20 protein-coding genes and 7 tRNA genes are annotated in these 24382 nt (G+C 65.2%); 3 read left to right on the top strand and 24 right to left on the bottom strand.

Going from position 1 to position 24382, the window contains the following annotated elements; translation table 11 throughout:
* Positions 1-118: 118 nt before the first annotated feature.
* Positions 119-748 carry a 30S ribosomal protein S4 gene (gene rpsD / locus IE92_RS0103320; protein WP_030143454.1) on the bottom strand — a complete coding sequence of 210 codons (630 nt, stop codon included), beginning with the start codon at positions 746-748 and terminating at the stop codon, positions 119-121.
* A 268-nt stretch (positions 749-1016) separates the two neighbouring features.
* Positions 1017-2567 (bottom strand): replication-associated recombination protein A, encoded by a 1551-nt coding sequence (locus tag IE92_RS0103315; protein ID WP_030143453.1) that lies wholly within the window; start codon positions 2565-2567, stop codon positions 1017-1019.
* Positions 2568-2700: 133 nt separating this feature from the next.
* On the opposite strand from IE92_RS0103315, the gene IE92_RS0103310 reads away from it, so the two are divergent.
* The 3 genes from IE92_RS0103310 to IE92_RS17115 all read left to right on the top strand — a co-directional run bounded on the left by IE92_RS0103310 (position 2701) and on the right by IE92_RS17115 (position 5390).
* Positions 2701-3501 carry a peptidylprolyl isomerase gene (locus IE92_RS0103310; RefSeq protein ID WP_030143452.1) on the top strand — a complete coding sequence of 267 codons (801 nt, stop codon included), beginning with the start codon at positions 2701-2703 and terminating at the stop codon, positions 3499-3501.
* Between the two features lie 101 nt (positions 3502-3602).
* Entirely contained in the window at positions 3603-4832 is a 1230-nt protein-coding gene (locus IE92_RS0103305) for a DUF349 domain-containing protein (RefSeq protein ID WP_030143451.1), read from the top strand.
* 108 nt (positions 4833-4940) lie between these two features.
* Complete coding sequence (locus IE92_RS17115) at positions 4941-5390, top strand: hypothetical protein (protein ID WP_030143450.1); 450 nt, start codon at positions 4941-4943, stop codon at positions 5388-5390.
* Positions 5391-5459: 69 nt separating this feature from the next.
* On the opposite strand, the gene IE92_RS0103295 is transcribed toward IE92_RS17115, so the two are convergent.
* The 22 genes from IE92_RS0103295 to lnt form a co-directional block, all read right to left on the bottom strand.
* Positions 5460-7709, bottom strand: coding sequence for a RelA/SpoT family protein (locus IE92_RS0103295; protein ID WP_030143449.1), 2250 nt, complete (start codon positions 7707-7709; stop codon positions 5460-5462).
* A gap of 240 nt (positions 7710-7949) precedes the next feature.
* A complete protein-coding gene (secF, locus tag IE92_RS0103290; protein WP_030143448.1) occupies positions 7950-8978 on the bottom strand; it encodes a protein translocase subunit SecF in 1029 nt (342 codons plus the stop codon).
* A complete protein-coding gene (gene secD / locus IE92_RS0103285) occupies positions 8978-10633 on the bottom strand; it encodes a protein translocase subunit SecD (RefSeq protein ID WP_081864113.1) in 1656 nt (551 codons plus the stop codon). The genes secF and secD overlap by 1 nt, the downstream gene beginning before the upstream one ends.
* Before the next feature lie 143 nt (positions 10634-10776).
* Positions 10777-11151, bottom strand: coding sequence for a preprotein translocase subunit YajC (yajC, locus tag IE92_RS16370; RefSeq protein WP_245601207.1), 375 nt, complete (start codon positions 11149-11151; stop codon positions 10777-10779).
* 78 nt (positions 11152-11229) lie between these two features.
* Entirely contained in the window at positions 11230-12270 is a 1041-nt protein-coding gene (gene ruvB / locus IE92_RS0103275; protein WP_030143445.1) for a Holliday junction branch migration DNA helicase RuvB, read from the bottom strand.
* A complete protein-coding gene (gene ruvA, locus IE92_RS0103270; RefSeq protein WP_030143444.1) occupies positions 12267-12878 on the bottom strand; it encodes a Holliday junction branch migration protein RuvA in 612 nt (203 codons plus the stop codon). Before ruvA ends, ruvB begins: the two co-directional genes overlap by 4 nt.
* A 124-nt stretch (positions 12879-13002) precedes the next feature.
* Complete coding sequence (gene ruvC, locus IE92_RS0103265) at positions 13003-13632, bottom strand: crossover junction endodeoxyribonuclease RuvC (protein ID WP_030143443.1); 630 nt, start codon at positions 13630-13632, stop codon at positions 13003-13005.
* A 5-nt stretch (positions 13633-13637) separates the two neighbouring features.
* Complete coding sequence (locus IE92_RS0103260; protein WP_030143442.1) at positions 13638-14393, bottom strand: YebC/PmpR family DNA-binding transcriptional regulator; 756 nt, start codon at positions 14391-14393, stop codon at positions 13638-13640.
* Between the two features lie 75 nt (positions 14394-14468).
* Positions 14469-15062, bottom strand: a complete 594-nt coding sequence (gene pdxT, locus IE92_RS0103255) for a pyridoxal 5'-phosphate synthase glutaminase subunit PdxT (RefSeq protein ID WP_030143441.1) — start codon at positions 15060-15062, stop codon at positions 14469-14471.
* 106 nt (positions 15063-15168) lie between these two features.
* Positions 15169-16071: a pyridoxal 5'-phosphate synthase lyase subunit PdxS gene (gene pdxS, locus IE92_RS0103250; RefSeq protein WP_030143440.1), complete on the bottom strand. Its 903-nt coding sequence runs from the start codon at positions 16069-16071 to the stop codon at positions 15169-15171.
* 134 nt (positions 16072-16205) lie between these two features.
* The gene (locus IE92_RS0103245; RefSeq protein ID WP_030143439.1) at positions 16206-16748 is read right to left on the bottom strand and encodes an HIT family protein; all 543 of its coding nucleotides are present in this window, start codon (positions 16746-16748) and stop codon (positions 16206-16208) included.
* A 29-nt stretch (positions 16749-16777) separates the two neighbouring features.
* A complete protein-coding gene (gene thrS / locus IE92_RS0103240) occupies positions 16778-18706 on the bottom strand; it encodes a threonine--tRNA ligase (protein ID WP_245601225.1) in 1929 nt (642 codons plus the stop codon).
* A 226-nt stretch (positions 18707-18932) separates the two neighbouring features.
* Positions 18933-20099: an LPXTG cell wall anchor domain-containing protein gene (locus IE92_RS0103235; protein WP_030143437.1), complete on the bottom strand. Its 1167-nt coding sequence runs from the start codon at positions 20097-20099 to the stop codon at positions 18933-18935.
* Between the two features lie 198 nt (positions 20100-20297).
* Positions 20298-20936, bottom strand: a complete 639-nt coding sequence (locus tag IE92_RS17110) for an ECF transporter S component (RefSeq protein ID WP_081864093.1) — start codon at positions 20934-20936, stop codon at positions 20298-20300.
* Between the two features lie 120 nt (positions 20937-21056).
* A tRNA-Val gene (locus tag IE92_RS0103225) sits at positions 21057-21128 on the bottom strand.
* Between the two features lie 18 nt (positions 21129-21146).
* Positions 21147-21220, bottom strand: a tRNA-Cys gene (locus tag IE92_RS0103220).
* Positions 21221-21277: 57 nt separating this feature from the next.
* Positions 21278-21349: transfer RNA gene (locus IE92_RS0103215), tRNA-Gly, on the bottom strand.
* A gap of 339 nt (positions 21350-21688) precedes the next feature.
* A tRNA-Val gene (locus IE92_RS0103210) sits at positions 21689-21763 on the bottom strand.
* 79 nt (positions 21764-21842) lie between these two features.
* Positions 21843-21914, bottom strand: a tRNA-Gly gene (locus IE92_RS0103205).
* Between the two features lie 210 nt (positions 21915-22124).
* Positions 22125-22196: transfer RNA gene (locus tag IE92_RS0103200), tRNA-Gly, on the bottom strand.
* A gap of 358 nt (positions 22197-22554) precedes the next feature.
* Positions 22555-22627: transfer RNA gene (locus tag IE92_RS0103195), tRNA-Val, on the bottom strand.
* Positions 22628-22689: 62 nt separating this feature from the next.
* Positions 22690-24342, bottom strand: a complete 1653-nt coding sequence (gene lnt, locus IE92_RS0103190; RefSeq protein ID WP_081864094.1) for an apolipoprotein N-acyltransferase — start codon at positions 24340-24342, stop codon at positions 22690-22692.
* Positions 24343-24382: the final 40 nt, after the last annotated feature.

Here is a 24382-nt window from a genome sequence, read left to right as displayed (position 1 = left end):
AAGGTGGATCTTGCGGTGCACGTCGCACGCTTCACCCGCGTGTGGCGATCCAAAAACCCGGGTACCAAAAGCGGGGCCACGGAAAACCGTGACCCCGCAAGAGGTGTATGGGTACTAGTTAGCGGGCTGCGTAGTACTCAACAACGAGCTGTACTTCACAGGTCACGGGGACCTCGGCACGCTTCGGACGACGCTCCAGGCGAGCCTGCAGCTTGTCGATCTCTACGTCCAGGTAAGCCGGAACCTTGGGCAGGACATCCTGGTGACCGCCAGCGGCAGCAACCTGGAAGACCTCAAGAGCCTCGGACTTCTCCTTGACGTGGATGGTCTGACCCGGCTTCACGCGGAAGGACGGGCGGTCCACCAGCTGACCGTCAACGAGGATGTGACGGTGCACAACCAGCTGACGAGCCTGGGCGGTGGTGCGGGCGAAACCGGCGCGGACCACGAGTGCGTCAAGACGCAGCTCGAGGAGCTCAACCAGGTTCTCACCGGTCAGACCGGAGGTACGACGAGCCTCTTCGAACGCAATCTTCAGCTGCTTCTCGCGAATACCGTACTGGGCGCGAAGACGCTGCTTCTCGCGCAGACGAACGGCATAGTCGGAGTCAGCCTTGCGCTTGGTGCGGCCGTGCTCACCGGGAGCGTAGGGACGCTTCTCGAGGTACTTGGCAGCCTTCGGGGTGAGGGCAATGCCGAGTGCGCGCGAGAGGCGCGTCTTGCTACGGGTACGTGACTTAGTAGACACGGTTTCCTTTCAAATGGTTTCCATAAACAGATTTCCCGCACCACAAAACGCGGTGTGGAAAGGAGTTAGAGGGAGTGACCAGGGCGATTCGGCTACAGAATCCATCCCGTCGATCGATGAGTCTCTGCGCAGCCGTACGTCAAGACTCGATCTAGGTCCCCGCTAGCCTAGCATGCACCCTCCCCGAAAGCACCCGCGCGCGGGGCGTTTTGCCGGGGAGTTGTGAGGCTCGGTGCGGTGTTCCCCACGATGCGAAGAATCCCGGACCCTAGCGCCCGCGGACGATACGCAGGATCTTGGCCAGGCGCCCACCCACCTCGCGCTCGTTGCCGTGGGTGGTGGGGCGATAGTAGGTGCGGCCGGTCAGCTCATCCGGCAGGTACTGCTGTTCCACCACGCCGAGTTCGGTGTCGTGCGGATAGCGGTAGCCCTTGCCGTGACCCAGGCGTTTGGCGCCGGCGTAGTGCGCGTCGCGCAGGTGCTTGGGGACACGCCCGAACGCCCCCGCCCGCACATCGGCGATCGCATCGTTGATGCCCAGATAGGCGGCATTGGACTTGGCGGCAGTGGCCAGGTAGACCACGGCCTCGGCCAGCGGGATGCGTCCCTCGGGCATACCGATCATCTGCACGGCATCGGCGGCGGCCACCGCGATCACCAGGGCTTGCGGGTCGGCCAGGCCGATATCCTCCGAGGCCGAAACGATGATTCGACGGGCGATGAAGCGCGGGTCCTCCCCCGCCTCGATCATCCGGGCCAGGTAGTGCAGAGCCGCGTCGGGGTCCGAGCCGCGGATCGACTTAATGAACGCGCTGATGACGTCGTAGTGTTCGTCGCCGTTGCGGTCATAGCGCAGCAGCGCGCGGTCCACGGCACCGGCGACGATCTCCTTGGTGATGACCGGACGGGTATCGGCGGGCTCGTCGGCTTCGGCATCGGCATCGGCATCATCCGACCCTCCGGTGCCCGTCCCCGCCGGCTTCGCCGTATCGCTGTTCTCCGGCGAGGGTTCACCGACGGCAACGTCTTCCGCTAACTCCTCGTTGTCATCTTCGTCGTCATCCCGGTCGCGATCCTCGGTTCGCCCCGCGGGGGCACCAAAGTCGAGCACCCCGTCCTCGGACAGTGCCGAAGCGACCAGTGAATCGGCGGACACCGCGGCCGCCTCGAGCGCGGTAAGCGCACGCCGCGCATCCCCCGACGCCAGACGAATAATGGTCGCGCGAGCCTCGGGATCCAGGCGGTAGCGATCCCCCAGGCCGCGCGGGTCGGTGACCGCACGATCGATCAGGACCCCCAGATCGTCATCCGAGAGCTGCTCCAGGGTGAGCAGCAGGGAGCGCGAGAGCAGCGGGGAGATCACCGAGAATGAGGGGTTCTCGGTGGTCGCGGCCACCAGGATGACCCAGCCGTTCTCGACCCCGGGCAGCAGTGCATCCTGCTGCGCCTTGGTGAAGCGGTGGATCTCGTCGAGGAACAACACGGTGGAGAGGCCGTACAGATCGCGGCTGGTCATGGCCTCGGCCATCACCTCGCGCACGTCCTTGACCCCGGCCGTAACCGCCGAAAGCTCCACAAAACGCCGATTGGAGGAGTGCGCGATGGTCTGCGCGATCGTGGTCTTCCCGGTCCCGGGCGGCCCCCAGAGAATGACCGAGACCGTGCCCTGATCCCCGGATTTCCCCGTGGCCAGGCTCACCAGCGGCGAACCCGGGCGCAGCAGGTGCCGCTGTCCGGCTACCTCATCGAGGGTGCGCGGGCGCATGCGTACCGCGAGCGGAACGCTCCCGGACTGAAGGGCGGAGGACGAGGAAACCATGTCTCCAGGCTATCGGGTACCACCGGCACCGGCTGCGAATTCGCCGTCGGCACGCGCCATACGCACACATATTCATCGGCCGTGCCGCTAGTATCGTCTCGAACACCTGAACTCCCTGGAAAGGACCGCATCCGTGGCAGCCCAGAAAAAGGACGAAAAAGCCGCTCGCGAGGCCCGTGCCCGCCTGCAGCAGTACGAGGCACGCAAGGAGGCGTGGGAGAAAAAGCGCAAGACGCGCACCCGCAACGCCTGGATTGCCGGCGGCGTGGCATTCGTCCTGGTGGCCGGAGCGATCACCTGGGGCGTGATCGCCCAGAACGCGGGCAACGCGCCCGAGGCCGGCGCATCCCCCTCGCCGAGCGCATCCTCCTCCCCGTCACCCACGGCCAAGGCACCGGACCCCTCGGTGGCCGAGGATCGGACCTGGACCGGAGACCTCACCGTGAACGGTGTCGACCTGGGCATCGAGCTCGAGGGCCAGAAGGCACCCCAGGCCGTCGCCTCGTTTGTGTCGCTCAGCAAGCAGGGCTTCTACAACGGGCTGTCCTGCCACCGCATGGTGAACACTCCCGGAGCGTCGGGCGAGCCCGGATTCCAAATCCTGCAGTGCGGCGACCCCAAGGGTGACGGCTCCGGCGGCCCCGGCTACAGCTTCGGCCCGATCGAAAACGCCCCGGCCGACAACATCTACCCGGCGGGCACCCTGGCCATGGCGCGCGTCGGAAACGACGCAAATTCCAACGGCAGCCAGTTCTTCATCGTCTTCGGCGACACCAAGATCCCCTCGGACAGCGCCGGTGGATACACCGTACTCGGCAAAATCACGAGCGGTCTGGATAAGCTCAACGAGTCGGTGACCAGGATCCCGGTGGGCGGTGCGGATAGCTCCACACCACAACAGCCCATTAAGCTGGACTCCATTACCGTCAAATAGAATCAAGACGTATGTTGGGGCTGCCCGGCATTCGTCGTCCATACTAGGCTTATCGAGAGATCTCGAGAGCATCGAGCGTAAACATCAGCAAGGTGAGGCACGTGTCTACTTCCGAACAGCAACCGTGGGGTCGCGTCGACGACTCCGGTACCGTTTTTGTCCGCGAGGGCGAGCAGTGGCGTGAGGTTGGTCAGTACCCCGACGGCACCGCCGAAGAGGCACTCGCCTACTTCGAGCGCAAGTTCCTCGATCTGGCCGGTCAGGTCACCCTGCTGGAGCAGCGCGCCAAGCGCGGTGCTCCCGCGAGCGACATCTCCAAGGCGGTCGCCAAGCTCCACGAGGAGCTGACCGACGCCAAGGCCGTGGGCGACATCGCCTCGCTGGTTTCCCGCGTGGGGGCCCTGGACGCCACCGTGGGTGAGCTCACCGAGCAGCAGACCGAGGCGGCCAAGGCCGAACTCGAGGAGGCCGTGGCCGAGCGCACCCGCATCGTCGAGCAGGCCGAGGCCGTCGCCGGCCAGGACCCCGCCAAGACGCAGTGGAAGCAGGCCACCGAGCAGATGGCCGAGCTGTTTGCGGCCTGGCAGAAGCACCAGCAGGAGGGCCCCAAGCTCTCCAAGGGTGTGGCCAACGACCTGTGGAAGCGGTTCCGTACCGCCCGCGGCACCGTGGATGCCAACCGTCGTGCGTTCTTCGCCGAGCTGGATTCGGTCCACAAGGAAGCCCGTACCCGCAAGCAGAAGCTGATCGAGGCCGCCGAGGCCCTGATCCCCCGCGGTGCCGAGGCCACCTCGGACTACCGCCGTCTGCTGGACGAGTGGAAGCTCTCGGGCCGTGCCGGCAAGCGCCAGGACGACAACCTGTGGGCCCGCTTCAAGGCCGCCGGTGACGCGATCTACCAGGCCAAGGCCGAGCTGGACGCGATCGACAACGCCGAGTTCCAGGCCAACTACGAGAAGAAGCGTGAGCTTCTGGACCAGGCCACCCCGCTGCTGCAGGAGAACGACCGCGAGAAGCTGCGGGCGGCCCTGCTGAACGTTCAGCGTCAGTGGGACGAAGTGGGCAAGGTTCCGCGCGACAAGATCCGCGAGGTCGAAGACGGCCTGCGCGCCGTGGAAAATCACCTCCGTGCGCTGGACGATGAGCACTGGAGCAAGAACAACCCCGAGACCAAGGCCCGTACCGAGGGTCTTGCCGGTCAGCTGAACGCGGCCATCGAGAAGCTCGAGCAGGAGCTCGCGGCGGCCGAGGCCACCGGAGATGCCAAGAAGATCGCCAAGGCCAACGAGGCTCTCGAGGCACGCAAGGCGTGGCTCAACGTCCTCGGCTAGGCTTCCTTCACACGAACGGCCACGGAACCCTCGGGTTCCGTGGCCGTTCTGTCTGTCCGGGGCGTCCGGGCCCTGGACATTTCCCCCAAAGGTGGACAGGCTGGGGTGATGACCCCGGTAGATCTGGCTCGACTCTTCCCGGGTCCGGGGGCGCACCTCCCGGACCTGCTCACCATCGCGGATATGCCGCTGGCCCAGCTGATGGGGGCGCGTCTGCGCGGCGAGGTGTATGCGTTGGAGCCGGGTTTTGTCCCCATCGATATCCCCGAAACCTCGGCGCTGCGGGCCCGCGCACTCGCGCTGCTGTTTCCCGAACCCGCGGATCTACAGCGGCTGTGTGCGGTGGGCGAGACCGCCCGCTGGATCCGGGATCTCGATGTCCCCCGGCCCGCCCGCCACACCTTCCGGGGCACCCAGCGTCACCGCACACACCGCTGGAGCATCCTCGGGGCCACCGTGCTTCCCGGGTCGATTGCCGAGGAACGGCGCACCCGCGTCGCGGGCCTCTGGACCGAAATCACCGAGTCCACACCACACACACCCGCCCACTCGCGGTGAGTGGACGGGCGTGAGCGGGCGGAGATTCGCGACCAGAAAGCCACGCCTCCACGGAGGATCTGGGCGCGACTAGCCGCCGGTCACCCGGTAGACATCGTAGACCGCGTCGATCCGCCGCACGGCGTTGAGGACACGATCCAGGTGCGTGGTGTCCCCCATCTCGAAGACGAAACGGGATATCGCCAGGCGGTTGCTCGAGGTCGAGACATTCGCCGAGAGGATGTTGACGTGGTGCTCGCTGAGCACCCGGGTCACATCGCTGAGCAGGCCCGCGCGATCCAGGGCTTCCACCTGGATCTGCACCATGAACACGCTCTTCGACGAGGCCGCCCAGGCCACCTCGATCATCCGGTCGGGTTCCTGCATCAGGCCCTGCACGTTGTGGCAGTCGGCGCGGTGCACGGAGACACCCGACCCGCGGGTCACAAACCCGACGATCTCATCCCCGGGCACCGGGGTGCAGCACTTGGCCAGCTTGACCAGGATGTCCGCGGCCCCACGCACCAGCACGCCGGAGTCGCTGTGTTCCTGCGGGCGGACGCGGCCGCGCATCGGGAACTCGATCGCGTGCTCCTCGGCCTCCTGATCGCCCTGGAGTAGCGAAACCACCTTCTCCAGGACCGACTGGGTCGAGACGTGTCCCTCGCCCACGGCGGCGTAGAGGGCCGAGACGTCCTCGTAGCGCATCTGCGCGGCGACCTCGGCGAAGCTGTCGCGGTCCATGAGCTTCTGCAGCGGCAGGTTCTGCTTCCGCATCGCCCGGGCGATCGCGTCCTTGCCCTGCTCGATGGCCTCGTCGCGGCGCTCCTTGGTGAACCACTGGCGGATCTTATTACGCGCCCGGGTGCTCTTCACAAACGCCAGCCAGTCCTGGCTGGGTCCCGAGTCGGGGTTCTTCGAGGTAAAGACCTCGACCACGTCCCCGGAGTTCAGCTCGGTCTCCAGCGGCACCAGGCGGCCGTTGACCTTGGAACCCATCGTGCGGTGACCCACCTCGGTGTGCACAGCATAGGCAAAGTCCACCGGGGTCGCCCCGGCGGGCAGGCCCACCACGCGCCCCTTGGGGGTGAACACATACACTTCCTTGGCACCGATTTCGAAGCGCAGCGAGTCCAGGAACTCCCCCGGATCGGCGGTCTCGGCCTGCCAGTCGGAGATGTGCTTGAGCCAGGCCATATCGGTCCCGGTCGAGCGCGAAACCTCGACCTTATTGCCCGCGTTGCGCTCCTTATACGCCCAGTGTGCGGCCACACCGTACTCGGCGTGCTCGTGCATCTCCTGGGTGCGAATCTGGATCTCCACCGACTTGCCACCGGGGCCGATCACCGTGGTGTGCAACGACTGATACAGGTTGAACTTCGGGGTCGCGATGTAGTCCTTGAAACGTCCGGGGATCGGGGTCCAGCGGGCATGGATCGCGCCGAGGACCGCGTAGCAGTCGCGCACCGAGTTGACGATCACCCGAATGCCCACCAGGTCATAGATGTCATCAAACTCGCGACCCCGCAGGATCATCTTCTGGTAGATCGAGTAGTACTGCTTGGGCCGGCCCATGACCTTGCCGCGGATCTTCGCCGCGCGCAGATCCGTGGTGACCTCCTGGATCACCTGCTGGACGAACTCCTCACGCTTGGGCGTGCGCTCCTTAACCAGCGACTCGATCTCGGCATAGATCTTCGGATACAGCACCGCGAAGGAGAGATCTTCCAGCTCCCACTTGATGGTCTGAATTCCCAGGCGGTGGGCCAGCGGCGCGTAGATTTCCAGCGTCTCGGTGGCCTTGCGGGTCGACTTCTCCGGCGGCACGAAGCCCCACGTGCGGGCATTGTGGAGGCGGTCGGCCAGCTTGATGATCAGCACACGAATGTCCTTGGACATCGCCACGATCATCTTGCGCACGGTTTCGGCCTGGGCGGCGTCTCCGTACTTCACCTTGTCGAGCTTGGTGACACCGTCTACCAGCATCGCGATCTCATCACCGAAATCGGCGCGCAGCTGGTCCAGGGTGTAGTCGGTGTCCTCGACGGTGTCATGCAGCAGGGCACCGGCGAGGGTGCGCGGGCCCAGGCCCAGATCGGCGAGGATCTGCGCGACCGCCACCGGGTGGGTGATGTAGGGCTCGCCGCTCTGACGCTTCTGTCCGCGGTGGGCACGCTCGGCGACGGTGTAGGCCCGCTCGATCACCGATAGGTCGGCGCGCGGGTGGTGAGTGCGGGCGGTCCGAACCAATCGGTCCACGGCACCCGCCGGCTGAGCCTTGGAAAAAATGCGCGGAACCAGCCGCCGCAGCGACGCATTCGCCGTATTTGTATCGGTCATCGTCGATTCACCACCTCATGTCTCTGCTCCCTATTATGCCCGCTCTCCGCCCCCAAAAAGACCACGGCCCACCGCTAACCGCGAACACCACACGGTGCCCACCACACACACCGTCTCTCCCTCCACCCAACACACCCCACCGCTAACCGCGAACACCACACTGTACCCACCGCCACCACCAAAAAACCGGGGCCCGCCGCAATCGCGACGGGGCCCCGGTCCAGGGTGTTGCTGAGCTGTTTAGGCCTCGGAGGTCGAGCCCTGAACGGCCGCACGCTCGCGGTCGGCGAGCACCTTGCGGTCGTGCTTGGCAATCGCCGGCTCCTTCTCGCGCAGCAGCGAGTACAGCGGCGCCGCCACGAAGATGGTCGAGTAGGTAGCCACGAGGATACCCACCAGCAGCGACAGCGAGATGTCCCGCAGGGTCTCGGCTCCCAGGAAGAGGTCACCGATCACCAGGATCGAAGCCACCGGCAGGGCCGCCACAACCGAGGTGTTGATCGAACGCACCAGGGTCTGGTTGACCGCCAGGTTGACCGACTCGCCGAACGTGCGGGGCGAGTGCTCCCCCGCCTCGGTGGTGTTCTCTCGAATCTTGTCGAAGACCACCACCGTGTCATACAGCGAGTAGCCGAGGATCGTCAGGAATCCGATCACCGCGGCCGGGCTGATCTGGAATCCACTGAGGGCATAAACCCCCAGGGTGATCACCAGCACGTCCACCAGGGCGATAATCGCCGCGGCCGACATCTTCCAGGTGCGGAAGTACAGGGCCATGATGATGAAGGTCAGTACCAGGAAGATGACCAGACCGGTGAGGGCCTGCCGGCTCACATCCGCACCCCAGGAGGGGCCGATGAAGGACGAGGTCACCTCGCTCTCGTTGACCTTGAAGGTACTGGCCAGCGCCTTGGCTACCTGGCTGGACTCATCCGAGGTCATCTGGTCGGTCTGCACACGAATCGCGTGGTCGCCCACCTCGCTGACCTTCGAGACGGCGGAGGGAACCACCGAGGAGACCGCGTCCGCGGCCTTGGTCTGGTTGGCATCGGTGACACCACTCACGGTGAACTCAGATCCACCGGTGAACTCGATCGAGAAGTTGAACGGTGCACCGGTCGTGATGCCACGCACCACGGGAACCATGATCGAACCGATCACCAGCAGGATCGCGATCGTGAACCACAGCTTGCGGCGACCAACGAAGTTGATCGAACGCTTGCCGGTGTAGAGGTCGTTACCAAACGACGTCAGGTTGAGGCTGGGCATTAGCTCTCCTTCGAAGAGGTCGAACCGTTGGCGGCCTGAGCCTCGGCGAGCTTACGCTCGGCGATGGTCTGACGCTTCTGGGCCTCACGGCTGGCCCCGAGGGCCTTCTTGGAACCGGTCATTTCGGGGGTACGGAACTGAGCGCGTCCACGGTAGATCGCACCGAGGGCGTTGGGATCCAGACCCGTCAGCGGGTGACCGCTGGCAAAGAATCGGTTACGAGCAAGCAGCTGGAGCATCGGGTGGGTGAAGAGCACCACCACGATGACGTCGATCACGGTGGTCAGACCCAGCGTGAACGCGAAGCCCTGCACGTTACCCACGGCCAGCAGGTAGAGCACGACGGCGGCCAACAGGTTCACACCCTTGGACGCATAGATGGTGCGCTTGGCGCGCTTCCATCCGGCCTCCACGGCGGATTCCAGGCCACGGCCGTCACGGAGCTCGTCTCGAATACGTTCGAAGTACACGATGAACGAGTCCGCCGTGAATCCGATCGCGACGATAATACCCGCCACACCTGCCAACGACAGTCGGTAGCCCTGCCCCCACGAGAGGAGCGCCAGGGCCGCGTAGGTGAGGGCTCCCGCCACCACGAGCGAGAAGATGGTCACAAAGCCCAGCAGACGGTACTGGAACAGCGTGTAGATGACCACCAGGATCAGACCGATCAGACCGGCGAGCATACCGCCGGAAAGCTGAGTGGCACCCAGGGTCGCGGAGATCTCCGAGCTGGACTGCACACCGAAGGACAGCGGCAGCGCACCGTACTTCAGCTGGTCGGCGAGGGCCTTGGCACTCTGCTCGTTGAAGTTACCGGAGATGCTGGGGCGACCATCGGTGATGACACCCTGCATCACCGGGGCCGAGATGACCTTGCCATCGAGCACAAACGCGAAGGCCGCGCGGGCGTCGTTGGGGTTGGCCGAGTACAGCTTGAACAGGCGCTTGCTCACGTCGGTGAACGCGTCCTTGCCCTTGCCGGCGAGGGTGATGTTCACGGCCCACTCTCCGGTGCTGGCACCGGAGGAGGTGGTCTTGATGCCGGCCGAAGCGTCGGTGATCGAGTCACCGTTGAGCTCAACCGGACCCAGCAGGTAGCGCACGGTACCGTCATCCGAGCAGGCCACCACCGGCTGATCCTTGGGTGCGTTCTCGGCACCGGTCGGGGTCTTGCAGTCGGTTGCCAGGAACTCGGCGCTCAGGTACGGGGTGACCCAGGCCAGGTCGCTCCCGTCGGTGGGCTTGGTAGCCGGAGTCTTGGACAGGTCATCGGTCGGCTTGGGGTTCGGCGTCTCCTTGCCGTCCTCGCCGGTTGTGGTGGTGGTCGGAGCCGACGCCACCAGAACCGAACGGAACTGCAGCTGAGCACTGGACTCGATCCGCTTCCGGGTGTCCTCATCGACCTTGCCCGGGATCGACACAACGATGTTGCGTCCACCCTGGGTGTTGACCTCGGCCTCGGTCACACCGGTCGCGTTCACACGCTGACGGATGATCGACACGGCCTGGTTCAGCTGCTCCGAGGAAACCTGCTGTCCGCCCTCAAGCTTGGGCTCGAGGATGATCTGCGTTCCACCCTCCAGGTCGAGGGCGAGCTTGGGCTGCCAGGAGGCGTCCCCAAACATCGTTCCCGCGGCGAGACCGCCAAACATGGCAATGAGAATCACCGCCAACCAGATGAGCGCCCGCCTACCGTGGCGGACGGGAGCCTGTCGTGATTGTGCCAATGGGCTACTCAGCTTTCTATGGAGGGACGCGCCAGAACTACCCCGGCGCGTGCGATGGGAGAGGCGCGTTACTTCTCGTCGGTCTTGGGCTTGGCGGTCTCGGCACGCTCACCGAACTCGGGCTCGCCCACGAAGGTGGCGTTGTCCTCGTTCAGCTGAGTCTCGGCGGTCTCGTCCTCGACGGCCGGCTCCTCGGTGGGAACCACGCGCGAGACGATCTGACGGTGCACGGTGAGGATGGTGCCGGGGCTGGTCTCCAGCAGCACCTTGTTGTTCTCATCGTCGATCGAGATGATGGTGCCGAAGATGCCACCGTTGGTCATTACCTCGGCGCCGGGAACAACCTGCTCCTGCAGGGCTGCCAGGTCGCGCTTGCGCTTCTGACCGTTACGGAACATAAAGAAAATGAGCAGTGCCATAACGGCGAGCATGATGACGGTCATGAAGTCCATGATTTTACGCAGAGCCTTTCGCGGCGCGAGCGCCGGGGATCAAAGTTTCGGGTGTGTTGTTCGCTTGAATTATAGGTCATTGCCCTGTTGAGGGGCGTGGGGATGCTGGATCCCGAAGTGTGCGTAGGCCTCATTGGTCGCCATTCGACCGCGTGGGGTGCGCATGATCAAACCTATCCGTACCAGGAAGGGTTCCACCACACTTTCGATGGTTTCGGCCTCTTCGCCGACGGATACCGCCAGGGTATTGAGGCCCACCGGTCCCCCGCCGAAGCGTTTAAGCAGGATCTCCATGACGGCCCGGTCCAGGCGGTCCAGCCCCAGCGGATCCACGTCATACAGCTCCAGGGCGGCACTCACGGCGGTGAGATCGGCCCGAGAATTGTGCACCAGCGCATAGTCGCGTACGCGGCGCAGCAGTCGGTTGGCGATACGCGGGGTCCCGCGACAGCGACCGGCAATTTCGGCCAGCGCCGCCCGATCGATGTCCAAATCCAGCAGTCCGGCGGCCCGAGCGAGCACCTGTTCGAGTTCGTTATCGGCGTAAAACTCCAGGTGTGCGGTGAACCCAAAGCGGTCACGCAGCGGGTTGGGGAGCAGACCGGCGCGGGTCGTCGCGCCCACCAGGGTGAACGGGGCGAGTTCCAACGGGACCGAGGTCGCACCGGCACCCTTGCCCACCATGATGTCGATCCGGAAGTCCTCCATCGCCAGGTAGAGCATCTCCTCGGCGGAGCGCGCCATCCGGTGAATCTCGTCGATGAAGAGGACCTCGCCGGGCACCAGGCTGGAGAGCAGCGCCGCGAGGTCACCGGCGTGCTGGATGGCGGGGCCACTCGACATCCGGAGCGGACGCTCGCTCTCCTGGGCCACGATCATCGCCAGGGTGGTTTTTCCCAGCCCGGGAGGACCGGCCAGCAGGATGTGGTCGGGAGTGCGCTCCTGCAGGGCGGCCGCCCGCAGCAGCAGTTCCAGCTGCCCGCGCACCTTCTGCTGGCCCACAAACTCGCTCAGCGTACTCGGGCGCAGCGCACCCTCGAAGGCCAGCTCGGCGTCCCCCGACGCGGTGGCGCTCAGGGTTTCGGCGACATCGTCGAATTCGACGCTCATCGTCCGCTCCCCGGCTGGGGTCCGAGGGCCGCCAGGGTCGCGCGCAGCAGCGCGGGCACGGTAGCGGAGGCGGGGTCACCGCTCGCGGCGAGGGCGGCCTCGACCGCGGGCACGGCCTGGCGTTCGTTCCAGCCCAGGCCCAGCAACGCCTCAATCACGCTGGCCTTGACGGCGGCGGATCCGGTCGCGGTGGCGCTCACCCGGCGGGTGGCCACGAGCTTGCCGGCGAGGGACACGATAATCAGCTTGGCCGTCTTGGGGCCGATGCCGGTGACCTTGCGGAACGCGGAATCATCCTCGGAGGCCACCGCGTCGGCGATCTGATCGGGGCTCATCGAGGCGAGCACACCGAGCGCTGACTTGGGGCCCACCCCGTTGACGCCGAGGAGGACCTCGAAAACGTCGAGCTGCTCAACCGTTTCGAATCCAAACAGGAGCTGCGCATCCTCACGAATGATGTGCGAAATGTGCACAAACGCCTCGGCGCCCACACGCAGGCGTACCGCGTGTTCGGGCGTAATCTGTACGGCGTAACCAACGCCGCCTACCTCGATGGCCACTCGGCCGGCGGTGGTGCTGAGCACGGTCCCGCGAAGACTTACAATCACGCCCCTAGCCTATGCCCCGCCTGCGACACGGGCTCACTGCCACGCCCGATATTACGCAGGAAGCGGGCAGATCGAACCCAAAGCTCGCGGGCTCGGCGATAACTTCCGGCGGGCGTGGTCGCCGCTACTTCCCGAAGCGGCCGGTGCGGGTGTTGCGCGGCGAGGCGACCCCGGCCTGTTCGGCGTTGCGCCAGGCCTGCTGCGCGGGCGTCAGATTGCCCGAGGTGGGGGCGCTCACCGGGGTGCGGGATCCGTGCGGGCGGGCGCCCACCGGAACCAGGCCGCCCCAGGCGTGGCAGAGCGCCAGGGCTAGGGCGTCCGCGGCGTCCGCGGGCTGGGGCAGTTCGGCCAGGCCGAGGATGCGGGCAACCATCTGCTGCACCTGCTTCTTCTCGGCGTTACCGTACCCGGTCACCGAGGCCTTGACCTCGGAGGGGGTGTGCATCCCAATCGGGATGCCGTGCTTGGCGGCTGAGTACAGCGCCAGGCCGCTGGCCTGCGCGGTCCCCATCACCGTGCTGAGGTTCTGCTGCGCAAACACACGCTCGACCGCCATCGCGGTGGGGGCGTGCTCCACAATCGCCGCGTCGATCCCCTCGGCGATGGCCAGCAGACGCGCGTCGATACTCATATCTGGGCTGGTGCGGATCACCCCGTAGTGCACGAGGGTGGCCCGACGGTTCGGTGCGACATCGACAATGCCGATGCCGCACCGGGTGAGCCCCGGGTCAACACCCAGTACCCGAGTGCTCACGATGCCTAGTCCTGCTCGAGCTCGGCCTGCACCTCGGCGCTCAGGCCGTAGTTGCCGTAGATGTTCTGGACGTCGTCGGACTCTTCCAGCGCATCGATCAGGCGGAACACCTTGCGGGCGGTCTCGGCGTCCACGTCAACCTTGAGGTTCGGGATCATCGCGACATCGGCCGACTCATAGTCGATACCGGCATCCTGCAGGGCCTTACGCACGGTCACCAGGTCGCTCACATCGGTGATGATCTCGAAGGTGTCACCCTCGTTGAGAACCTCCTCGGCACCGGCCTCAAGCACGGCCTCCATGACGTCGTCCTCGGTGGTGTTCTCGGCCGAGACAACGATCAGTCCCTTGCGGTTGAAGTTGTAGGCCACGCTACCGGGGTCGGCCATGGTGCCGCCGTTGCGGGTCATCGCCGCACGCACGTCGGCGGCGGCACGGTTCTTGTTGTCGGTCAGACACTCGATCATGAGCGCGACGCCGTTCTGCGCGTAGCCCTCGTAGATGATCGTGGTGTAGTTGATGACCTCACCGGTCAGACCCGCGCCACGCTTGATCGCGCGGTCGATGTTGTCGTTGGGAACGGAGGTCTTCTTTGCCTTCTGAACCGCGTCAACCAGGGTGGGGTTTCCGGACAGATCGGCACCACCGATCTTCGCAGCAACCTCGATGTTCTTAATCAGTTTGGCAAACGACTTCGCACGGCGCTGATCGATGATCGCCTTCTTGTGCTTGGTTGTTGCCCACTTGGAGTGTCCGGACATATGCTCCCGTTTCGTCGTATATCCCCTCTATTCTACGGGTCCGACCGGGATCTTCTCGCATCCGGACTGGCGCGCTCAGCCGTTTTTGGCCGCAAGTACCATCTCGAGGAAGTACCGATGCACCGAATCGTCCCCGGTCAGCTCGGGATGAAACGAGGTTCCCAGTAGGTTTCCGTGGCGGGCGGCGACGATCGATCCGTCGTCCAGGGTTGCCACAACCTCCGTCCCCGGCGACACCGCAACAATCAGCGGGGCACGGATGAAGGTCGCGGCCACGAGATGATCGATCCCCGAAAACTCAAGGGTGGTATCAAAGGAGTGGGCCTGGGAGCCAAACGCGTTGCGCCGCACCGTCACCGGCAGACCGCCGAGGCTTTGCTGGCCGGGCGCCGCATCCAGCACGGTATCGGCGAGGAGGATCAGGCCGGCGCACGTCCCATAGGCGGGCAGGCCGGCGCGCAGCAGGGCGATCAGCGGATCGCGCACCTCGAACAGACGCATCAGCTTGTCCAGCACCGAGGACTCGCCGCCGGGCAGGACGATGCCGTCCAGCCCGATCAGATCCGCGGGTGTGCGCACGGGGACGGTTTCCGCCCCCACCCGGCCCAGCGCCTCCAGGTGTTCGGATACGCCGCCCTGGAGCGCGAGGACTCCGACGCGTGCTGTCATGGTCACCACTCCTTCAAAAAACGGGTTCGCGTGTGCACCCGAGGCGGGCACACACGCGAACCGGGAAACGATTTACCAGCCGCGCTCGGCCAGGCGGTGCGGAGTCCTACCAGCCGCGCTCGGCCAGGCGGTGCGGGGCGGCCAGGTCGGACACGTTGATGCCCACCATCGCCTCACCGAGTCCGCGCGAGGCCTGGGCGATCACGGCCGGGTCGTTGAACGCGGCGGTGGCCTTGACCACGGCGGCCGCGCGAGCCTCGGGGTTGCCGGACTTGAAGATTCCAGAGCCGACAAACACGCCGTCGGCGCCGAGCTGCATCATCATCGCGGCGTCGGCCGGGGTGGCCACTCCCCCGGCGGTGAACAGAACAACCGGCAGGGTGCCGGTGCGGGCAACCTCAACCACCAGGTCAAACGGGGCCTGCAGGTCCTTAGCCGCCACGTACAGTTCGTCCTCGTTGAGAGCCGACAGCGCGCGGATCTGCGACTTGATGGTGCGGATGTGCTTGGTGGCCTCGGACACGTCGCCGGTCCCGGCCTCGCCCTTGGAGCGGATCATGGCCGCACCCTCGGTGATGCGGCGCAGGGCCTCACCCAGGTTGGTGGCGCCACACACGAAGGGCACGTCGAAGTCCCACTTATTGATGTGGTTGATGTAGTCGGCGGGGCTCAGCACCTCGGACTCGTCGATGAAGTCCACCTCGAGCGCGCCGAGCACCTGGGCCTCGACGAAGTGGCCGATGCGGGCCTTGGCCATGACCGGGATGGACACCTCGGCGCGGATCGCGTCGATCAGGTCCGGGTCACTCATCCGGGCTACGCCACCCTGGGCGCGAATGTCGGCGGGAACCCGCTCGAGCGCCATCACGGCAACGGCGCCGGCGTCCTCGGCGATGCGGGCCTGCTCGGGGGTCACCACGTCCATGATTACCCCGCCCTTCAGCATGTCGGCGAGGCCGCGCTTGACGCGGGTGGTGGCGGTGGTCTGGGTGGGGTTTTCTGAGGTCATGCGCCTACGCTATGGCATTAACCAGGCCAATACCCGTGAAGATTGCAGTCCAATATAAAGCAAGTGGCTGTTTGGACTGTTTCGGCAACACAAAACCGCCCGCTTCCGAGGAAGCGGGCGGTTCGGGGTGTGGACTAGGCCTTCGGCCAGGCCTCGGCGATCGAGGCGCGAACCTCGCCGAGCAGCTGCGGCAGCGCCTTGGTCTTGGCGATGATCGGGAAGAAGTTCGCATCCGAACGCCAGCGCGGCACGATGTGCTGGTGCAGGTGGGCGGCGATCCCGGCCCCGGCAACCTCACCCTGGTTCATCCCCAGGTTGAAGCCGTCGTTGTGGGAGACGTCCTTGATCACGCGCATCGCGGTCTGGGTCAGCGCACCGATCTCGGCGACCTCCTCGGCCGTGGCCAGATCGTAGGTCGAGATGTGACGGTACGGGCACACCAGCAGGTGACCGCTGTTGTACGGGAACAGGTTCAGCAGCACATAGGCGTACTTTCCCCGGGCCACGATCAGGCCATCCTCATCGCTCATCGAGGGGGCCACACAGAACGGGCAGTCATCCTTGGCGGGCTGCTGCCCGTTCTGGATGTAGACCATCCGGTGCGGGGTCCACAGGCGCTGGAACTCGTCGGGAACACCGGCCAGCACGTTGCCGTCCGGTTCGGCGACGAAGCCCATGCCGGGCTCCGCCGCCGGATTCTCGGGAACTAGTCCTGCCATGCGGTGTTGACCTGGGCGTGGGTTTCGATGGCGTCCACGATCTTGGCGATCGCCTCGTCCACCGGAACACCGTTGAGCTGGCTGCCGTCACGGAACCGGAAGCTCACGGCGCCGGCCACGCGGTCATCCTCACCAGCGATCAGCTGGAAGGGGATCTTGGCCTTGGTGTGGGTGCGGATCTTCTTGGGCATGCGGTCATCGCTGTGGTCCACGTAGGCGCGGACACCGCGGGCACGCAGGCGGTCGAAGATCTCCTCGAGGTACTCGGCGTACTCCTCGGCAACCGGGATACCCACAACCTGCTCGGGGGCCAGCCACACGGGGAACGCACCGGCGTAGTGCTCCAGCAGCACGCCGAAGAAGCGCTCGATCGACCCGAACAGGGCGCGGTGAATCATCACCGGACGCTGCTTGGTGCCGTCCGCGGCGGTGTACTCGAGGTCGAAACGCTCGGGCAGGTTGAAGTCGAGCTGGATGGTCGACATCTGCCAGGTGCGGCCGATCGCGTCGCGTGCCTGAACTGAGATCTTCGGGCCGTAGAACGCGGCCCCACCCGGGTCGGGTACGAGTTCGAGGCCGGACTCCACGGCCACCTGACGCAGGGTCTCGGTGGCGTCATCCCACATCTCGGGGCTGCCCACGAACTTTTCGCTCTCGGGATCGCGGGTCGACAGCTCCAGGTAGAAGTCGTCGAGGCCGTAGTCCTTGAGCAGGCCGAGCACAAACTCCAGGGTGGAGGTCAGCTCGGACTTCACCTGGTCCGGTGTCGCGTAGATGTGGGCGTCGTCCTGGGTCATGCCGCGCACGCGGGTCAGGCCCTGCAGGGTGCCGGACTTCTCGTAGCGGTACACCGAACCGAACTCGAACAGGCGCAGCGGGAGCTCACGGTAGGAGCGTCCACGCGAGCGGAAGATCAGGTTGTGGAACGGGCAGTTCATCGGCTTGAGGTAGTAGTCGGCGCCCTGACGGGTCACGTGACCGTGCTCATCGCACACCTCGTCGAGGTGCATCGGGGGGAACATGCCGTCCGCGTACCACTGCAGGTGACCGGAGGTCATGAAGAGGTCGCCCTTGGTGATGTGCGGGGTATTCACAAACGAGTAGCCGGACTCGGTGTGGCGCTTGCGCGAGTAGTTTTCCATCTCCTGGCGGATGATGCCGCCCTTGGGGTGGAACACGGGCAGGCCGGAGCCGATCTCGTCGGGGAAGCTGAAGAGGTCCATCTCGGCACCGAGCTTGCGGTGGTCGCGCTTGGCGGCCTCCTCCAGACGGGTCTGGTAGGCGCGCAGCTCATCCTTGGTGGGCCAGGCGGTGCCGTAGATGCGCTGCAGCTGCTTGTTCTTCTCGGATCCGCGCCAGTAGGCGGCGGCCACGCGCATGAGGGCGAAACCGTTGCCGATCAGGCGGGTCGAGGGCAGGTGAGGTCCGCGGCAGAGGTCCTTCCAGACGGTCTCGCCGGTCTTGGGGTCGACGTTGTCGTAGATGGTCAGCTCGCCGGCCCCCACCTCGACGGACTCGTTGTCGCCACCGTTTTCGGCACCACCCTTGAGACCGATCAGCTCGATCTTGTAGGGCTCGTCCGCGAGCTCGGCCTGAGCCTCCTCGTCGGTCACGACGCGGCGCACGAAGCGCTGGCCCTGCTTGATGATGCGTTCCATCTCCTTCTGGAGGGCCTTGAGGTCCTCGGGGGTGAAGGATTCGGCCACGTCGAAGTCGTAGTAGAAACCGTCGGTGACGGGCGGACCGATGCCGAGCTTGGCGTCGGGGTTGACCTTCTGAACCGCCTGGGCCAGCACGTGGGCGGCCGAATGGCGAAGGATGTTGAGGCCGTCCTCGGAATCGATCGTGACCGGCTCGGCCACGTCGGTAGTCTCCAGGGTGGTGGCGAGGTCCTTCAGTTCACCGTTGACGCGCATGGCGACAACGTTGCGGTCGGGGAATCGTTCGAATCCGTCAGACACCTGTTGTGCTCCTCTTGTAAATAGATTCGCCCATTCTATCGGTTCCGGGCCCGCGCCGCCGACCGTCACGCGCCGTGTGAGCGTATGCACTGACGCCGTAGACAGCGCACAACCCGGGAGCGCGAGGGACGCTCCCGGGTTGTGTGTCGTGATCGCCGTTGATCACGCGGTCGGAGGCACGCTATTTCCGGACCGCGGCCCTCCGCCGACGGTTCAGCCCCAGGGCGAGGCCACCCAGGCCCAGCAGGGCGGCGATTGCCGTGGCAAACAGCGGCACGCTGGTATCCAGACCGGTCGAGGCCAGCGACGATCCCGGGTGCACTCCCCCGGCCGACACGGGCAGCACGGGCACCGGGGTGCCACTCGTTCCCGGCGTGGCCGGCGGGGTCGGATCGGTGGGCGCGGTGGTGCCGCCGTCCCCGGGGTTCCCCGCGGGCTTCTGGATCATCACGGTGAGGGTCCCCGAATAGTTGTACGGGTAGTTCTGGCTGCCCGGGGTGAGCGGACTGGTCCAGGTCAGGGTCTTGGGACCGGGCGTTGCAAAGGTGAACGTGTTGGTGGCCGCGTCATACACAAACCCGGGATCGGTCGAGGTGGGAACGATCACCGTCCCATCCTGGTTGCGAATCGGGTTGGCAATCTTGGTCAGCGGTGCCGCAACCGGCAGCGCCTTCAGCTGCGGCTCGGTGAAGAAGTAGTACTGGACCACCAGGTCCTTGAGCGTGCTGAGGTCGGCGATGTGGTTGTTTTCCACGTGGATATCGCTGAGGGTGCGTCCGATGGCCGTGAGATTTCGACCCAGTGCCCCCAGCGCACTGACATCGGAGACGTTGTTCCCCGAGACGTCGATGAATCGGGCACCGGTCACCGCTTCGATTCCGGTGAGGTCGCTGATCCCGCTGTACAAACATTTCAGCGAAAGCCGCAGGTTCGGGTCGGAGACCTGGGAGAGCACAATCGCCGCGCCGGCGGGCTGACCGATGGCCGCGTTGATGCAGGCACGCAGCGCGGCATCGGGAATCTGGATCGGCGTCTCGGCCCGGGCGGCCTGCGGCTCCGGCGCGGAGGAGGGCGCCACGGTCGACTCGGGACTCACAACCGCCGGTGAGGGCTGGCCCTGGGGAGTCTCGTCGGCGGACGGTGTCGCCGAAACGGAAGGATCGGGAATCGGGGCGGCCTGAGCAGGAAGGGCGGCGATGAGTGATCCGGCCAGGAGTGCGGTCATCAGCGCACCGCCGGCCATCACCCGGCCGGTGGAGCGGTGACGGTACCCCCGCGAGGGCGCGGGAGCCGCGTCGGTTGACTGCGTTGTCGTCGAGATATCGGTTTCGGAAGCGTTTAGGGGCATAACGGGTCCTTCGGGAGCGCTCGACCCGCCTGGGGCACATGGCCCCCGGCACATCGTCGAGCTAACGGGTAGGGTCGGCAGCGTGATTCAGGTTGCTGCTGATCAAGACGACGTAGACGCCGACAAAACATGTCGCGCTTTCCGAAAGTTTTTTTCGAATCATCTATTACCCGTTTTCGCGAAGGACTCGCGAGTGAATTACTCCGGCATATCGGAGGCCGGCGAGGACGCCGCGGAGGGCGAGGAAGGCGCAGAGGGCCCCTCGCGGGTGAGCGGCGATGGCGGCCGCCATCCGCTATCCAGGACCGGAACCAGCGGCAGGCACACCACGAGGCTCCACCCCACGGTGGGCAGATAGGAACCCGCCCACCAGGTCGAGCCGCTCTCGCCGCGCAGGAGATCGAGGAAGGTCAGGGCGAACCCGAATACCAGCGCAACAACCGAGATCACGCTGAGCCGGATGATTCGCCCGCGCGCGCTCGTGGCTGGCCGCAGAAAGTGGGCAGCAAGGCCGGCGATGACCCCGACCAGGGCATTGGCCAGGTGCCAGTCCCAGAACGTCCAGATCGAGGCACCCTGCAGCAGGTCCACGATCGGGTTCCCGATCAGTCCGGCCACGCCCCCGGCGATCGGTCCAAACCGGATACCCAGGAACACCAGGATCGCGATGGCCGGACGGATCGTCACATAGTCGCTGTGTGGCAGCGTGTAGCTGAAGATCCCCAGCAGCCCATAGAGCAGGCCACCCAGGAGCCCGATCCCCACAGTCCGAATCGACAGGGACCAGGGCGCGGGAAGGACCGTACGGTTGAGAAGACTCGGCGTGGATTCACTCATGCAGGCAGCGTACTGGCCCGGCTGAGCACGCGACAGCCCTCGACCCGAACGGGGGCCAACGAACGTCCAGGGTACCAATACAAGCAAAAAGCCCCTGATTTCTCAGGGGCTTTTTCTTTGTGAGCGATACTGGGATCGAACCAGCGACCTCTTCCGTGTCAGGGAAGCGCGCTACCGCTGCGCCAATCGCTCAGGTATTGAATTATTGAGTGGAGGTGGCGACGGGATTCGAACCCGTGTGGACGGCTTTGCAGGCCGCTGCCTCGCCTCTCGGCCACGCCACCGCATGCGGGTAAAACCCGCGTGCCGTAACCGATCTTTCGATCGCTTCCCAACACTCGAGCGGATGACGAGATTCGAACTCGCGACCCTAACCTTGGCAAGGTTATGCGCTACCACTGCGCCACATCCGCATTTTGTTTCCGTTTCCGGCTACATCAATAGAATACAGGAAACGATGGGGCCGAAGCGAATTACACCGTTGTTTTTCCAAAATCCACTCACCCAATACCCCCACAGCCCCCGGAATTACGCGGATTTCTGGTCCGTCATACGAGAACAGCATCGGGCGTGTCTTCGACTGCACGGCGCATCCTTCCCACGGAAGAGGTCTTTTACACGGAGGAATCTCGGCTCCCCTCCCCCACCGGCCACCCCGGCTGGACGCAGCCCGCACCGAGCCACGCGGGCGCCACCGAACACAACACAAAAAGCCCCGGAGAAGTCATGAAGACTTTATCCGGGGCTTTTCTTGGTGAGCGATACTGGGATCGAACCAGCGACCTCTTCCGTGTCAGGGAAGCGCGCTACCGCTGCGCCAATCGCTCAAATGTGAAACTATTCTACACCCGAGGGTGTAGGGAGAAAAGCTTGGTCGGTGCAAGACCGGCCCGAAGGCTTATTCCGAGCGGATGACGAGATTCGAACTCGCGACCCTAACCTTGGCAAGGTTATGCGCTACCACTGCGCCACATCCGCATTTTGTTTGCCGTCTCCGGCTACGTCTTAGACATTACCGAAGCCCGTCGCGGGGTTGCAAATCGAGGGCAATTTTGGGCGTTTCGCGCGTGCGCACCCCGGGATTTCGGGCGGGCTCCACTCCCCATGCGTCACGGAACAAGCGCTCCGCTCCCCCGTCCGCACACACAAAAACACCGGATCGGGAAACCCGATCCGGTGTTTGATCTGAGCGGATGACGAGATTCGAACTCGCGACCCTAACCTTGGCAAGGTTATGCGCTACCACTGCGCCACATCCGCATATTTTGTTTTTGTCCCCGTTCCCGGGTACGTCATTACTCTATCCGCAATTGGTAATGGGGCGCAAATTCCGGCGGCCCCTCGGCGTTTCGTCGCGGAATCACGCTGTTTTCCACGGGGGTAAAGGCGGTGGGGGCCGGGGTTGCGCACCTCGGCCCGCCCCCACCGCCGGCTCAATCCGCCACCCGGGCGGAAAGACTCGCGGCCACACCGCGGGCATCCGTGGATGCTTCACTCGCGTTCTGACCTCCTCAAAAACTCTACCGAGCGAGGGGTTCACGGTCGCGAGCGTCGTCGCAATCTGCACCGTCAAAACAAAAACCCCCGAAGTCTCAACGAGCTTCGAGGGTGTAATTTGTGGGCGATACCGGACTCGAACCGATGACCTCTTCCGTGTGAAGGAAGCGCGCTACCAACTGCGCCAATCGCCCTTTTGAGTTGTGAACCCGTTCCCGGGCACATCAATACTTTATCTGATGGCCCGGGCGCATTCCTAATCGAGTGGGGGTACGCGTGTCGCGCTCGGGCGGGTGCGACGCCGGGTGCCGAAGATCAGCGCGCCGGCAATCATCATCGCGCCGCTCCAGCCCAGGATGATCTGCAGGGTCTGCCCCCACGAGACGCCCGGGGTAATCCCCCGGTACAGCGGCACGTCGGCGATCATGTACCCGGGCTTATACGGCGCAATCTCGGCCAGCGTGTGTCCGTTGGCGTCCACGGTCTGACTGGTGCCCACGGTGGAAATATTCACCAGGGCCCGCCCGGTTTCCAGCGCGCGCAGTCTTGCGATGGCCAGCTGCTGCTCGTTCTCGGCGGTCTTGCCGAAGTCCGCGTTATTGGTCTGCGCCAGAATCACCTGGGCACCGCGCTCGACCCCCTCGCGCAGCAGGTTATCGTCCACGATGTCGAAGCAGATCGAAATGGCCGCGATGGTCCCGCGCACGTCAAACACGTTGTCCCGAGTACCCGGGGTGTAGTCTCGCCCGATCAGCCCGATCAGGTCCGGTGCCAGAGGCTCCCAGAAGGAGCGGTCGGGCACATACTCGCCAAAGGGAATCGGGCGCACCTTGTCATAGCCATCCAGCGGCCCCTGGCCCGCCTCCCACATCAGCGAGGTGTTGTAGTAGCTGCCGTCCCGCTGGGTGATGGTGCCGGTGATGATCGGCGCGTCCAGCAGCTGACCCAGAGAATTGAGCGCCTGCGAGGCGCGCGGATCCAGCATCGGGTTCAGATCCGAACCGTTCTCGGGCCAGACCACCATGTCCGGGCGCTTATCCAGCAACGACAGGGAGGCCTTGAGCTGACTCTGCAGCACATCCCCCGGTTCACGCTTATCGAAGTACCCGGCGGGGCCGTTGCCCTGCACCGCGGCGATCCGGCTGGTACCAATCTGCTCGGTCTGCGCGAGCGGCACCGCGAGCAGCGCGGCCACGATCATCGCGGGCAGCAGGGCACGCGCCGGTCGGTGGGCGATTCCCGAGCGCCAGAGGTAGAGGAATACCACCGGCAGCAGTGCCAGCACAAACGAGGTTCCGGTGAAGCCCACCCAGCTCACCAGGGTTCCGAACGGACTCTCGGCGTGGGCGAGGATCAACCGGCCCCAGGCAAATCCGCCATAGGGCCAGTTGCCGGCCACCTCCTCGCGGGTGATCCACACGGTCGCGATGGCCAGCGGTGTCAAAACCCAGGCGACCCGCGGCGAGAAAATCCGCGGGATTCGGCGGGCCACCACGGCGATAAACCCGGCGCCCAGTCCGAAGATGATGCCCTCCAGGACCGAGAGCGCAAGCCACGGCACCGGACCCAGATACAGCGCGGTCCAGGACACCAGGGTCAGATAGAAGCCGACACCGGCGAGGATCCCCAGCCCGGTGGCCGCCCAGAACCCGCGGCCGATTACCGCGAGCACAATCATGATCACGCCAACAAAGGTCAGCGGCCACCATCCCAGCGCGGGAAACGCCGAGGCGAGGACCGGACCGGTACCGAGCGCCAGCAGCAATGCCAGCGGCCAGCGCACCCAGGGTGTTTCGGCGCTCAGCCGGGAGGCCTCACCCGGCAGCGGGGCGGGGCGCAGGAAGCGCCGCCAGCGGCCGTCGGCGAGCACGCTCGCGCCGGAAAAATCGGGGATAAACCGCTGTGTCATTCACGCATCTTCCTGCCCGCGCGGTGCGCGGGTCCCTCAA

Source organism: Mycetocola saprophilus, assembly GCF_000718085.1.
Classification (GTDB): domain Bacteria; phylum Actinomycetota; class Actinomycetes; order Actinomycetales; family Microbacteriaceae; genus Mycetocola; species Mycetocola saprophilus.
Note: the sequence above shows the minus strand (reverse complement) of the source record. Positions and strands in the feature narration are given on the sequence as shown.

What these genes read in the sequence shown, in the direction of transcription:
- pdxS (WP_030143440.1), bottom strand. Translation starts at nt 16,071, where the DNA reads ATGACCTCAGAAAACCCCACCCAGACCACCGCCACCACCCGCGTCAAG.
- IE92_RS0103295 (WP_030143449.1), bottom strand. Translation starts at nt 7,709, where the DNA reads ATGACCGATACAAATACGGCGAATGCGTCGCTGCGGCGGCTGGTTCCG.
- lnt (WP_081864094.1), bottom strand. Translation starts at nt 24,342, where the DNA reads ATGACACAGCGGTTTATCCCCGATTTTTCCGGCGCGAGCGTGCTCGCC.
- secD (WP_081864113.1), bottom strand. Translation starts at nt 10,633, where the DNA reads ATGTTTGGCGGTCTCGCCGCGGGAACGATGTTTGGGGACGCCTCCTGG.
- IE92_RS0103245 (WP_030143439.1), bottom strand. Translation starts at nt 16,748, where the DNA reads ATGGGCTTCGTCGCCGAACCGGACGGCAACGTGCTGGCCGGTGTTCCC.
- yajC (WP_245601207.1), bottom strand. Translation starts at nt 11,151, where the DNA reads ATGACCGTCATCATGCTCGCCGTTATGGCACTGCTCATTTTCTTTATG.
- secF (WP_030143448.1), bottom strand. Translation starts at nt 8,978, where the DNA reads ATGCCCAGCCTCAACCTGACGTCGTTTGGTAACGACCTCTACACCGGC.
- ruvB (WP_030143445.1), bottom strand. Translation starts at nt 12,270, where the DNA reads ATGAGCGTCGAATTCGACGATGTCGCCGAAACCCTGAGCGCCACCGCG.
- thrS (WP_245601225.1), bottom strand. Translation starts at nt 18,706, where the DNA reads ATGCGCGTCAACGGTGAACTGAAGGACCTCGCCACCACCCTGGAGACT.
- IE92_RS0103315 (WP_030143453.1), bottom strand. Translation starts at nt 2,567, where the DNA reads ATGGTTTCCTCGTCCTCCGCCCTTCAGTCCGGGAGCGTTCCGCTCGCG.
- IE92_RS0103260 (WP_030143442.1), bottom strand. Translation starts at nt 14,393, where the DNA reads ATGTCCGGACACTCCAAGTGGGCAACAACCAAGCACAAGAAGGCGATC.
- pdxT (WP_030143441.1), bottom strand. Translation starts at nt 15,062, where the DNA reads ATGACAGCACGCGTCGGAGTCCTCGCGCTCCAGGGCGGCGTATCCGAA.
- IE92_RS0103235 (WP_030143437.1), bottom strand. Translation starts at nt 20,099, where the DNA reads ATGCCCCTAAACGCTTCCGAAACCGATATCTCGACGACAACGCAGTCA.
- IE92_RS17115 (WP_030143450.1), top strand. Translation starts at nt 4,941, where the DNA reads ATGACCCCGGTAGATCTGGCTCGACTCTTCCCGGGTCCGGGGGCGCAC.
- IE92_RS17110 (WP_081864093.1), bottom strand. Translation starts at nt 20,936, where the DNA reads ATGAGTGAATCCACGCCGAGTCTTCTCAACCGTACGGTCCTTCCCGCG.